Here is a 12,005-nt window from a genome sequence, read left to right on the forward strand (position 1 = left end):
GGGACACCGCACCGCCGGATCGTCTCCAGCCCCTTTCGCACCCGCCCGAAAGGTGGCAGCGTCGATGCCGTGGTGACTCTGCACCTGAGCGCGGCGGACCTCAGCCGTACCGTGTTGCGTGCCGAGCCGTCGGTGTTGTTGGAGCTGGGGGCTGCCGGGCAACGGGTGTTCCAGACCACCGTGCCGGAACACCTGGTCGCGTGGCGGGCCCGTACCCGTGCCGCACTGCGCCCGGTCATGTGGCCCTACCTGGACCTGTGCCGTCGCGAGAGGTGGTTCCCGGACTTCCTCACCCCGCCCCGCTTCGGTGGGGAGCTTGGCCCCGCGTTGGCGGAGGTCGCGGCCACCCCGGCGGCGACCCTCGCCGCGGAGCTACGACCGCGGATCGAGGCCGGCGAGCTGCCACCCCGGGTCGGTCCGCTCGCCGACGGGAAACCAGCCGCGGTACGCCGCCTACTCGATGCGATGGAGGCTTTCCACGCCGTCGCGGTGGGCGCGTACTGGGAGACGATCGTCGCGGCGGTGCACGCCGACCGGACGGTACGCGGTCGAGCCATCGTGGACGCAGGGCTCGACCGCGTGCTCCGTGGCCTCAGCCCTTACCTGCACTTCACGCCGACGGGGGACACGTACGAGCTGTCGTACCGGTGCGCCTTCGGCGGGGACGTCGGTCTGTCGCCGGGCGGCCGGGGCGTCACCCTGGTGCCCTCGTACTTCGTGCCGCAGCCCGCTGTGCTCGACGACCCGGCCGGCCCACTGGTGCTGACCTACCCGATCCGGCCGGCCCGGCGGGAACTGGCCACCGGCCAGCCCCTCGCCCACCTGCTCGGCCGGAGCCGGGCCGCCGTGCTGCAAGTGGTCGCCGACGGCCTCAGCACCTCACAGGTGGCCCGAGCGGTGGGCATCTCGATCGCCTCCGCCAGCGAGCACACCAGCACCCTGCGCCGGGCCGGACTGATCGCCACCCACCGGGCCGGTTCGTCAGTGGTGCACACGCTGACCCCGCTGGGCGAGCACATGCTGCGGGCCGGGCGGCCGGACTGACGGCTACCCGGTCACTCGCCGGTGACGCCGTCGATGCGTTCGCGGATCAGATCGGCGTGCCCGTTGTGCCGGGCGTACTCCTCGATCATGTGCACGTACACCCAGCGCAGGTTGAACGTGCGCTTCTTCGGGCCGACCTCGGTGAACGTCTCGTCGAGCGAGTGGCCGGCGGCGGCCTCGCGGGCCAGCGCCACCTCGCGGTGGAAGATGGCGAAGTCGGCTTCGGCGTTGGCGGCGCTGACGTCGTGGTCGGCGTCCGGTGTCTCCGGGGTGAAGTACGGGTAGTCGACCTGCGCGCCGGCGAAGTTCTCCCGGAACCACCAGGCCTCGACCTCGGCCAGGTGCCGGACCAGGCCGAGCAGTGTCAGCCCGGACGGCTCCACGCTCGGTGTGCGCAACTGCTCCTCGGTGAGGCCGGCGCACTTGAGCAGCAGGGTCTGCCGGTGGTAGTCGAGCCAGCCGTCGAGCATGGTGCGCTCGTCGCCGACGTACGGTTCGGGGGTCCGGGTGATCTCCGGTGCGATCCAGGTCATGCCGCGCATCCTGCCCGGCCCCTCCGACAGCCGCGACCCGTTATCAGGGCACCACGACGACGGGCCAGCGGCCGGCCCGGACCAGCCGGGTGGCGACCGAGCCGACCAGCCGGTGCCCGGCCTGCTCGGAGGCCCCGACCACCACCATGTCGGCCTGGAACTCGTCGGCCGCGGCGCGCAGCTCGCCGTACGCGTCGCCGCGCCGCACCACCAGGGTCACCGGAATGCTCCACTGCTCGGCCCCGCGCCGGCACTCCCGACGCAGCTCGTCAGCCAGCTCGTCGTGGGTGCGCTGGACCGCGCCGGCATCCATCCCGGGCACCAGCGCGGTCAACCCGCTCGGCGAGCTGACGAAGACCACCACCAGCGCGGCGCCCTGCCGACGGGCGAGCCCTGCGGCGTAGAAGCCGGCCCGCTCGGAGGTGCGGGTGCCGTCGACGCCCACCATGATCACCCGTGGCCCGTCCGTGCCGCGCTCGAAAGGCAGCGGCCGGGCCCGGGGACCGTACTCCTCGCGGTCCGGTGCTCCCACGCCCATGGTTCTACCTCACCTCTGCTCGCCGGTACGGATCACGGGTGCGCCAGCGCCGGCGGCGAGTGTCGATTCCCGCTCGACCTCGCCGGAAACCGGGTTGCCGTTGTGCTGGCGCAGCGGCACCTCCTTGATGAAGGCCACCGCGATCAGCGCGATCAGCGCGAACGGGGCGGCGGTCAGGAAGATGTCGCCGGCGCCGTGGCCGTACGCGCTCTCCACCACCGCCCGCAGCGGGCCGGGCAGGGTGTGCACGTCGGGCTGGGGCCCGCCGCCGCCCGAGCTGGATGCCGGGATGCCGAGCTGGGCCAGCCCGTCGGCGGTGTAGTCCTTGACCTTGTGGGCGAGCACCGCGCCGAGGGCGGACACACCGATCGCGCCGCCGAGGCTGCGGAAGAACGCCACCACCGAGCTGGCCGCGCCGAGTTCGTGCGGGCCGACGGTGTTCTGCACGGCGAGGACCAGGTTCTGCATGGTCATGCCGAGGCCGACGCCGATCACCAGCATGTAGACGCTGAGCAGTGTGAAGTTGGTGTCGGCGCGGAGGGTGCCCATCAGCGCGAAGCCGATGGTGAGCAGCGCCGAGCCGATCACCAGGTACCGCTTCCAACGGCCGGTCCTGGTGATGACCCGCCCGATGACAGTGGAGGAGACCAGCAGGCCGAGGATCATCGGCAGGGTCATCAGGCCGGACATGGTCGGGCTCTGACCGCGGCTGATCTGGAAGTACTGACCCAGGAAGATCGACGCGCCGAACATGCCCACACCGACCGCGATGCTGGCGACCACGGCGAGGGTGATGGTGCGGTTGCGGAACAGCCGCGGCGGGATCATGGGCTCGGCGGCCCGGGTCTCGACCCGGATCGCCAGGGCGCCGAGGATCAGCGCGCCGACGACCATGGCGGCGGTCTGCCAGGAAGCCCAGGCGAACTGGTCGCCGGCGAGCGAGACCCAGATCAGCAGCAGCGACACGGCTGCGGTGATCAGGGTGGCGCCCCACCAGTCGATCTCGGCCTTCCGCTTGACGACCGGCAGGTGCAGGGTCTTCTGGAGCACGATCAGCGCGACGATGGCGAACGGCACGCCGACGTAGAAGCACCAGCGCCAGCCGAGCCAGGAGGTGTCCACGATCACGCCGCCGATCAGCGGTCCGCCGATGGTGCCGACGGCCATCACCGCGCCGAGGTAGCCGCTGTAGCGGCCCCGCTCGCGGGGCGCGATCATCGTGGCCATGATCACCTGGGCCAGCGCGGTGAGGCCACCGGCGCCGATGCCCTGGAGCACCCGGCACGCGATCAGCTCTCCGGTGCCCTGGGCGAGGCCGGCCAGCACCGAGCCCAGCACGTAGATCCCCAGGGCCAGTTGAACGAGGGTCTTCTTGCTGGTCAGATCGGCCAGCTTGCCCCAGATGGGGGTCGTCGCGGTGGTCGCGAGCAGGGCCGAGGTCACCACCCAGGTGTACGCGGACTGGCCGCCGTGCAGTTCGGTGATGATCCGTGGCAGCGCGTTCGAGATGACCGTGGATGAGAGGATCGCGACGAACAGGCCCAGAAGGAGGCCGGAGAGTGCTTCCAGGATCTGCCGGTGGGTCATGGTCACGGCGGTTGCCTGGGGAGGCACTGTCGCCTGGCTCATCGTTTGTTGCCTCCGAGCGGAGTCGGGGTGGAACGGCGGAGGGCGGGGCGCGCGGCCGCCTGAGAGTTGCCTGAAGCAACCGTATGCCTTAGTTGCCTGAAGCAACAACTTGTCCGACCGGCACCCTATTCCCGGTCACCGGGCGCTACTGCCAGGAGTCGTTGAACCGGCCGAGCAGCCGGGCGAAATCCTCGATGTCGCGCTCCGACCAGCCGTCCAGGGCACGCACGAACTCGCCCAGCCGGGCCGCGCGGGCCACGTCGAACCGGCGCTGCCCCTGCTCGGTCAGGCTGATCTGCGCGGCCCGCCGGTCACTCGGATCGGGGTCGCGGTGGACCAGACCGAGCACCTCCAACGCGTTGATCTGCCGGCTCAGCGTCCCCTTGCCCACGCCCAGCCGCGCCGCCAACTCGGTCAACCGGATCGACCCGCTCCGCCGCAACCAGAGCAGCAACCCGTAGGTGTTCGGCTCCAGATTCGGGTGCACCTCCCGGGCGATCTCCCAGGAGACCGCCCGGCCACGGCGCAGCAGAGCGGTCAACTCGTGCTCAACCGCCCGGATCGGCTCCGGCAGGTGCTCATCCACGGCGTAGAGACTACGGCGCGCCCGCGCCGCTGCTCCCGGAGAGTCGACGCCGCATCACCGGGCGTAGGTGCCCGTCACTCGTGGTGCCCTCGATCACCACGTCGGCGTCGCGCCCCCGATGGGTCAGGGTGGCGACCGCGTTACCGAAGTACGGGCCGGCCAGCTTGCGCCAGCGCACCCCCGGCCGGCGTACGCCCGCCGAACGCGCCAACGCCCGGGTCGCCCCGGCCGGACCGGGTGACCAGCCCAGCCGCATCAGCGGACGGATGCCCGCCGGCACCTGGTTGTGGATCGGCGAACAGGTGAGCTGGTGCACCGGAGTCACCACCGCCGGATCGGCGAACCGGGCCCGCGCCACGTACGAGTGGTGCACGTCACCGGAGAGCACGCTGATCGACGCCGGTGGGGCGTACGCCGGACCGGCCCCGACCCGCGCCCCGGACTGTCGAGGCGTGCCGGTGCCGATGCGCGCGAACGTCTCCGCCAGCGCCTCGAAGGAACGCCGGAACGCCGCCCAGTGCTCCAGGTCCAGAGCGCGGCGCAGCTTCTCCGCCCCGCGCGCCACCCACGGTCGGCGCGAGTCCGCCAGTTTCTCGTTCCACGCCTCGATGTGGTGAATGCCCTGCGGCAGCAGCCAGGGCAGCGAGGCACCCACCACCAGGTGGTCGTAGACCCCGTGCGCCTGGTCGAGGAACCAGGCCCACTCGCCGGGCGGCAGCATCGCCCGGTTGTTGGACTCGAGCACCCGGCTGCACCTGTTGTCCAGCATCACCAGCCGGGTCCGGCCCAGATCCAGCGCGTAGCTCCACTGGTACTGCACCGCGCGCCACCGCTCGGTGTCGTGCGCCAGGTCGGACTCCTGGTCGACCCGGTGGCCGAACTCGCGCAGCACGCTGGTGGCGTCCTCGGCGGCGACGACCTTCGCGAAGACCGGATCGGCGACGATCTCGTCGGGGGAGAGGTTGCCAAGGTGCTGGTAGACCCAGTACGAGGCGAGCCCGCTGCCGATCCGCTCCTGCCACCACGGCTGCTCGCGCACCTCGGCACGCCACGCCGCCGAGGTGTTCCAGTCGTCGATGATCTCGTGATCGTCAAAGATCATCACGCTCGGCACGGTGGAGAGCAGCCAGCGGATCTCCGGATCACGCCAGGACTCCAGGTAGAGCTTGGTGTACTCGTCGAAGCTCACCACCTGGTCGGCCGGAGCGCCCTTCGGCCGCCGCCGCCGTCGACGCAGCAGCCGACGCACGGTCGGCGAGGTGACGTCGGCGTAGACCTGGTCACCGAGCAGCACCAGCAGGTCGGGCAGCGGGTTCGACTCCGGGTCGGCCATCAACCGCCGGGCGTACGCGTCCAGCGCGTCCGGCGGCAGCTTGCGGGTGGTGGCGTGCTGGGTGGTCTCCCGGCACGAGCCGAAGATCATGTTGACCGGCTGGTCCCGGTCGTCGGCGGCCCGGGTGCGGATCACGCTCGGCGGGAACCCGCTGCTCGGCACCGGCCAGACCATTTCGTCGTCGACCAGGACCTCGTAGGTGGTCTCGCTGTCCGGAGTGAGCCCCTCCACCACCACGAGGGCGTAGTGGTGGTCGTACGCCGAGAAGGTGGGCGCGGTGCCGGTGGCGCCGCCTGCGGTGCGGACCGTGACCACGGCGGGTGCCGCCGTCTCGACCCAGATCGTCGCCCGGGTGTCCACCACGCGCCGCAGCAGTGGGCCGATGAGGAGGTGTGCGGCGGGCATGCGGCCGAGCCTACCGCCGGTCAGCAGCCCCGGCCGGGTGCGGTGGCTGAGACGCCGGGCACCGCTCAGGGTGCGGTGGCTGGGACGCCGGGCACCGCTCGGGGCGCGGTGGCTGGGACGCCGGGCACCGCTTGCGGGTGCGGTGGCTGGGACGCCGCCGCCGGCATCTGACAGGATTCCGGCATGGCCGAATATCTCGTCCTCGCTCTGGTCCTGCTCGGTGTGCTGATCGCCGGCACAGTCGGGCTGGTCGTGCCGCGATTGCGGCGGCGGCCCGAGCCCCCGCTGCCGCGCACCGAGGTCGACACCAGGGCTGAGGAGGATCTCGCCGGCCCGCCGGTCGAGGCACCGGAGTCCGATCTGTCCACCGGCGTCCTGGTCGAGCCGCCTCCGGTGCTCGAACCGCAGGTGGAGGTCCCCGAGCCGACCGCCGGGCGGCTGGTCCGGCTCCGCTCGCGGTTGTCCCGCTCACAGAACGTGTTCGGCAAGGGCCTGCTCGGCCTGCTCGCCCGGGACCACCTCGACGAGGACGTCTGGGAGGAGATCGAGGACAGCCTGATCACCGCCGACGTCGGCGTCGACGCCACCCGCGACATCGTCGACCGGCTCCGGGAGCGCACCAGGGTGCTCGGCACCCGCTCGGCCTCCGAGCTGCGGGCCCTGCTCGCCGCCGAGCTGGTCAACGCGCTCGACCCGAGCCTGGACCGCTCGCTGCGGACCGCCCCCAAGGACGGCGTGCCGGCGGTGGTCCTGGTCGTCGGCGTCAACGGCGCCGGCAAGACCACCACCTGCGGCAAGATCGCCCGGGTGCTGGTGGCCGACGGTCGCAGCGTGCTGCTCGGCGCGGCCGACACCTTCCGGGCCGCCGCGGCCGACCAGCTGGAGACCTGGGGCTCACGGGTCGGCGCGGAGACCGTCCGGGGGCCCGAGGCCGCCGACCCGGCGAGCGTCGCCTTCGACGCCGTCAAGCGCGGCATCGACACCGGCGTGGACACCGTGCTCATCGACACCGCCGGCCGCCTGCAGAACAAGGTCGGCCTGATGGACGAGCTGGGCAAGGTCAAGCGGGTGGTGGAGAAGCAGGGCCCGATCGACGAGACATTGCTCATCCTCGACGCCACCACCGGGCAGAACGGGCTGGAGCAGGCCCGGGTCTTCACCGAGGTGGTCAACGTGACAGGTGTGGTGCTGACCAAGCTCGACGGCACCGCCAAGGGTGGCATCGTGATCGCCGTGCAGCGCAAGCTCGGCATCCCCGTGAAGCTGGTCGGCCTCGGCGAAGGCAAGGACGACCTGGCCCCGTTCGACCCGGCGCAGTTCGTCGACGCGTTGCTGGGGACCGAGGCCACCGGCCGGGACGCGTAGTCTCGAGTGACCACTGACGATCGCGCGTACGCGGGTTGGCGTGACCCCGGCCATCCTTCGCAGCGCCTCGGGAGACCGTACGTGACTTCGCAGGAGATCCCGCTGCACGGCGGCAACGTGAGCACCGTTGTCCGCGTGGGTGACACGGTGCGGCGTAACGCCGGGCCGTGGACCCCGTCCGTGCACGCGCTGCTGCGCCACCTGGAGTACGTGGGGTTCACCGGCGCCCCCCGGGCGCTCGGGATGGACGAGCGCAACCGTGAGGTGCTGTCGTACCTGGAGGGGGAGTGCGGAGAATATCCGCTCGCCCCGCACTGGGTGACCGACGAGGCCCTGGTCACCGTCGCCACCATGCTGCGGATGTTCCACGACGCGCAGTACGGGTTCACCCCTCCGCAGGCGGCGGTCTGGCGCTCGTTCGGGCCCCCGCCGCCGGACACCGAGGTGATCTGCCACCACGACGCCGCGCCGCACAACGTGATCTGGCGTCCGGACGGCACCCTCGGGCTGATCGACTTCGACCTCGCCTCACCCGGAGCACGGATCTACGACGTGGCGTACGCGGCCTGGACCTGGGTGCCGATCTTCGCGGACCGTGACTCGATCACGCTCGGTTGGAAGCACCCGGACCGGCCGCGCCGACTCCGGCTCTTCGCCGACGCGTACGGGCTGATCCCGAGGGACCGGCACCGGCTGATCCGGACCATCCGCAAACGGATCGTGGACCACGTCGAGGGGATCCGCCGGATGGCCGCCGCCGGTGAGCCGGCGTTCGTGCGGATCGTGCACAAGGGCCACCTGCGCCGACCGATGCGCGATCTGCGGCTGCTCGACTACGAGCGGCACGCCCTGGAGAACGCCCTGCGCTGAGGCCGCCCCGTCGATGCTCGGCCGGTCCCGTCAAGCGGACCGGTCGATGCGTCTGGCCGGTCAGTCATCGACGGCCGCCGTCCGGTCGATCCACAATCGTCCATGCTGATGAGTGTGCGGAGTTCGTGACACGTCCGAAACAACCCGTCACGAAACGGAAACCCGCACGGGACCCAAAGTGAAACAGCCGGCCGCGAAGCTTCCGCGCAACCGGCCTACGGGCGACGCTGCCCCGGAAAGCCGCGAAGGAGGACTTCACCTTTTAGGAGGCCAGCGTGCCTGAAGCACCGACGATCGACGGCGCCAATACCACGTGGCTGCTGGTTTCGACCGCGCTCGTGCTGCTCATGACCCCCGGACTGGCGCTGTTCTACGGCGGCCTCAACCGGGCCAAGGGCGTACTCAACATGATGATGATGAGCTTCTCCGCTATCGGGCTCATCTCTATTCTGTGGTGGTTCTACGGTTTCAGCGTCGCCTTCGGGACCGACGTGAACGGCTTCTGGGGCGACCCGGGCGCGTACCTCGGCACCAAGACCTTCCTCGCCGAGACCGACCTGTGGGGTGCCACGGCGGAGAACCCCAGCGGCATCGGGGTCCCGCTCTACGTGTTCATGGCCTTCCAGATGGTCTTCGCGGTGATCACCGTCGCGCTGATCAGCGGTGCCATCGCCGACCGGGCCAAGTTCGCCGGCTGGCTGCTGTTCGCGTTCGGTTGGGCCACCCTGGTCTACTTCCCGGTCGCGCACTGGGTGTGGGGCGGCGGCATCATCGGCGCCGACATCCACGCGCTGGACTTCGCCGGTGGCACCGCTGTGCACATCAACGCCGGTGCGGCGGCCCTGGCCGTTGCCCTGGTCCTCGGTAAGCGGCTCGGTTGGCCGCGGGAGGGCATGAAGCCGCACAACATCCCGTTGGTCGCGCTCGGTGCGGGTCTGCTGTGGTTCGGCTGGTTCGGGTTCAACGCCGGATCGGAGCTGACCGTCGACTCGGTCGCCGGCCTCGCCTTCATCAACACCCAGCTCGCCACGGCGGCGGCGGTGCTCGGCTGGATCGCCGTCGAGTGGGTCAAGACCCGTAAGCCGACGATGGTCGGCGCCTCGTCCGGCGCCGTCGCCGGCCTGGTCGCCATCACCCCGGCCTGTGGCTTCATCGCACCGTGGGCCGCCGTCCTGCTCGGCATCGTCGCCGGCGCCGTCTGCGCGCTCGCCGTCAGCCTCAAGTACAAGCTCGGCTACGACGACTCGCTCGACGTGGTCGGTGTGCACTTCGTCGGTGGTTGGATCGGCTCGCTCTGGCTCGGCCTGTTCGCCACCAACTCGGTCAACGCCGCGATCAGCGACGTGGTCGGCGCCTCCGACGGCCTCTTCTACGGCGGCGGCGCGACCCAACTCGGGCGGCAGGCCCTCGCCGGCCTGATCGTCACCGCCTGGTCGTTCGGCATCGCCTGGGTGCTCGCCTTCGTCATCGAGAAGACGATCGGCTTCCGGGTCAAGGGCGAGGCGGAGGTCGAGGGCATCGACATCGCCGAGCACGCTGAGAGCAGCTACGACCTGTCCCCGGCCGGCGGCGGCACGGGAAGCGCGTTCGCGATGGCCGGCATCGGCACCCCCGGTGGCGGTACGACGAGTGGGGCCAAGCCGGAGGCGGAGCCCGCCGAGCCGGTCAGCGAAAAGGTCGCCGGTTAACGTTCCTGGGATGGAGGGGTTGGACATGAAGCTGGTGACCGCAGTCATCAAGCCGTACCAGCTGGACGCGGTGAAGGAGGCCCTGCACGCCCTCGGGGTGGCCGGGCTGACCGTCAGCGAGGTTCAGGGGTACGGGCGGCAGAAGGGGCACACCGAGGTCTACCGGGGTGCCGAGTACACGGTCGAGTTCCTGCCCAAGATCCGGGTCGAGGTGCTCACCGACGAGATCGACGTGGACAAGGTCGTGGACGCCATCGTCGGGGCGGCCCGCACCGGCAAGATCGGTGACGGCAAGGTCTGGGTCACCGGTGTCGAAGAGGTCGTCCGGGTACGTACCGGCGAACGCGGCCTCGACGCACTCTGACCTCGGCCACGACTGAGATGACCTCGTTGATCAGGAAGAACGCGTCGGGGCACGCCGCCGATGGCGACGCGAACCTCTTGATCAACGAGGTCGTCGGCGTACCCGGAGGGATCGGGGAGTCGGCTCGGCAGCGGCGGGCTGCCGCGTACGACACCTTCCTGCGCGGGCTGCTGCCGGCGCGCGACGGGGTGGCGCTGCTGGCCGTCGGGGGGTTGGGGCGGCGGCAGTGCGCCCCGTACAGCGACCTCGACCTGGTGCTGGTGCACGCCGGGGTGCCCGGCACGGACGAGTTGGCCGCCTCGGTCTGGTACCCGATCTGGGACGCGGGTCTGCGGCTCGATCAGTCCGTCCGCACCGTCGCCGAGGCGCTGTCGGTGGCCCAGGACGACGTCACGGTCGCGCTCGGGCTGCTCGACGCCCGGCTGGTCGTGGGGGACCAGGCGCTGGCCGACGCGCTGATCAGCACCGCCGCCGATCACTGGCGGCGCACCGCCGTCCGGCACCTGCCCGGCCTGCGCGAGGTCACCACCAGCCGCTGGCAGACCCACGGTGAGCTGGCATTCCTGCTGGAGGGCGACCTCAAGGAGGCCGCCGGTGGTCTGCGCGACGTGGGGCTGCTGCGGGCGATCTCCGCCGCCGGGATCACCGACGCGCTGCGTCCCGCCGTGCGCGCCGCCCACCTGCGCCTGCTGGACACCCGCGACGCCCTGCACCAGCAGGTGGGTCGGCGGGTCGACCGGCTGGTCGCCCAGGAGGGCGACGGGGTGGCCGCCCTGCTCGGGCTGGAAGACCGCGACGCGTTGCTGCGACGGGTCGCCGGTGACGCCCGCACGGTCAGCCACGCCCTCGACGATGCCTTCCGGGCCGCCGACCGGTTGCGCTCCGGCCGCTCCCGGGGCGGGAACGGCCGCCCGGCCCGCCGCCCGGTCGCCCGCGACGTGGTGGAACACGACGGCGAGGTGGTGCTCGCCCGCACGGCGATCGGGGCACGCCCGGACCCGAGCCTCTCGCTGCGGGTGGCCGCCGCGTCGGCCACCACCCGAATCCCCATCGCGCGGGCCACCTGCGAATGGCTGGCGGCGTACTGCCCGCCGCTGCCCGCCCCGTGGCCCGCCGAGGCCCGGGCCGCGCTGATCACCCTGCTCGGCGCCGGTGCCGGGCTGGTGCCCGCCTGGGAGACCTGCGACCGGTACGGGCTTGTCGACGGCTGGCTGCCCGAGTGGACCCGGCTGCGCAGCCTGCCCCAGCACAACCCCGTGCACCGCTTCACCCTCGATCGGCACCTCGTGCAGACCGCGCACGAGGCCAGCCGGCACGCCCGCGAGGTGGAACGCCCCGACCTGCTGCTCCTCGGCGCCCTCCTGCACGACATCGGCAAGGGCCTCCCCGGTGATCACAGCACCGTCGGCGTGCCGGTCGCCCAGGCGGTGGCCACCCGGGTCGGCCTGCCCGCCCCGGAGATCGAGCTGATCGGCCGGCTGGTCCAGCTGCACCTGCTGCTGCCCGACGTGGCGACCCGCCGGGACCTGGCCGACCCGGTCACCATCGCCTCGGTGGCCGAGGCGGTCGGTGACACCGGCACCCTCGACCTGTTGCACGCGTTGGTCCGCGCCGACGCGGCGGCGACCGGGCCGGCGGCCTGGTCCGACT

Annotated in this window: 11 protein-coding genes; 6 read left to right on the plus strand and 5 right to left on the minus strand. The window is 71.7% G+C overall.

Annotated features, from left to right (window positions below):
* Window positions 1-1,044, plus strand: a 1,044-nt coding sequence (locus KBX53_RS08790) for a helix-turn-helix transcriptional regulator (RefSeq protein ID WP_247675327.1), incomplete at its 5' end; no start/stop codon positions are given.
* 11 nt (window positions 1,045-1,055) lie between these two features.
* Here KBX53_RS08790 and KBX53_RS08795 read toward each other — a convergent pair.
* The 5 genes from KBX53_RS08795 to KBX53_RS08815 form a co-directional block, all read right to left on the minus strand.
* Entirely contained in the window at window positions 1,056-1,577 is a 522-nt protein-coding gene (locus tag KBX53_RS08795) for a DinB family protein (RefSeq protein WP_030335262.1), read from the minus strand.
* Window positions 1,578-1,620: 43 nt separating this feature from the next.
* Window positions 1,621-2,115 (minus strand): universal stress protein, encoded by a 495-nt coding sequence (locus KBX53_RS08800; protein ID WP_030335260.1) that lies wholly within the window; start codon window positions 2,113-2,115, stop codon window positions 1,621-1,623.
* Window positions 2,116-2,124: 9 nt separating this feature from the next.
* Window positions 2,125-3,744 carry an MDR family MFS transporter gene (locus tag KBX53_RS08805; RefSeq protein WP_210858521.1) on the minus strand — a complete coding sequence of 540 codons (1,620 nt, stop codon included), beginning with the start codon at window positions 3,742-3,744 and terminating at the stop codon, window positions 2,125-2,127.
* A gap of 145 nt (window positions 3,745-3,889) precedes the next feature.
* A complete protein-coding gene (locus tag KBX53_RS08810) occupies window positions 3,890-4,330 on the minus strand; it encodes a MarR family winged helix-turn-helix transcriptional regulator (RefSeq protein ID WP_245233712.1) in 441 nt (146 codons plus the stop codon).
* A gap of 10 nt (window positions 4,331-4,340) precedes the next feature.
* Window positions 4,341-6,068 (minus strand): alkaline phosphatase D family protein, encoded by a 1,728-nt coding sequence (locus KBX53_RS08815; RefSeq protein ID WP_210858522.1) that lies wholly within the window; start codon window positions 6,066-6,068, stop codon window positions 4,341-4,343.
* 183 nt (window positions 6,069-6,251) lie between these two features.
* On the opposite strand from KBX53_RS08815, the gene ftsY reads away from it, so the two are divergent.
* From ftsY to KBX53_RS08840, 5 genes are all read left to right on the plus strand, one after another.
* On the plus strand, window positions 6,252-7,433 hold the full coding sequence (gene ftsY, locus KBX53_RS08820; protein ID WP_030335252.1) for a signal recognition particle-docking protein FtsY: 1,182 nt from the start codon (window positions 6,252-6,254) through the stop codon (window positions 7,431-7,433).
* A 6-nt stretch (window positions 7,434-7,439) separates the two neighbouring features.
* Window positions 7,440-8,303: an aminoglycoside phosphotransferase family protein gene (locus tag KBX53_RS08825; protein ID WP_181539524.1), complete on the plus strand. Its 864-nt coding sequence runs from the start codon at window positions 7,440-7,442 to the stop codon at window positions 8,301-8,303.
* Between the two features lie 275 nt (window positions 8,304-8,578).
* Window positions 8,579-9,991 (plus strand): ammonium transporter, encoded by a 1,413-nt coding sequence (locus tag KBX53_RS08830; protein WP_030335249.1) that lies wholly within the window; start codon window positions 8,579-8,581, stop codon window positions 9,989-9,991.
* Window positions 9,992-10,016: 25 nt separating this feature from the next.
* Window positions 10,017-10,355 (plus strand): P-II family nitrogen regulator, encoded by a 339-nt coding sequence (locus tag KBX53_RS08835; RefSeq protein WP_172862163.1) that lies wholly within the window; start codon window positions 10,017-10,019, stop codon window positions 10,353-10,355.
* Window positions 10,356-10,372: 17 nt separating this feature from the next.
* Window positions 10,373-12,005: [protein-PII] uridylyltransferase (locus KBX53_RS08840; protein WP_210858523.1), on the plus strand; the 1,633-nt coding region annotated here is incomplete at its 3' end.

It is taken from the genome of Micromonospora sp. M51, from assembly GCF_018070305.1.
GTDB lineage: Bacteria > Actinomycetota > Actinomycetes > Mycobacteriales > Micromonosporaceae > Micromonospora > Micromonospora parva.

Coding starts and splice junctions, on each gene's coding strand:
- KBX53_RS08800 (WP_030335260.1), bottom strand. CDS start 2,115: ATGGGCGTGGGAGCACCGGACCGCGAGGAGTACGGTCCCCGGGCCCGG.
- KBX53_RS08805 (WP_210858521.1), bottom strand. CDS start 3,744: ATGAGCCAGGCGACAGTGCCTCCCCAGGCAACCGCCGTGACCATGACC.
- KBX53_RS08835 (WP_172862163.1), top strand. CDS start 10,017: ATGAAGCTGGTGACCGCAGTCATCAAGCCGTACCAGCTGGACGCGGTG.
- ftsY (WP_030335252.1), top strand. CDS start 6,252: ATGGCCGAATATCTCGTCCTCGCTCTGGTCCTGCTCGGTGTGCTGATC.
- KBX53_RS08815 (WP_210858522.1), bottom strand. CDS start 6,068: ATGCCCGCCGCACACCTCCTCATCGGCCCACTGCTGCGGCGCGTGGTG.
- KBX53_RS08795 (WP_030335262.1), bottom strand. CDS start 1,577: ATGACCTGGATCGCACCGGAGATCACCCGGACCCCCGAACCGTACGTC.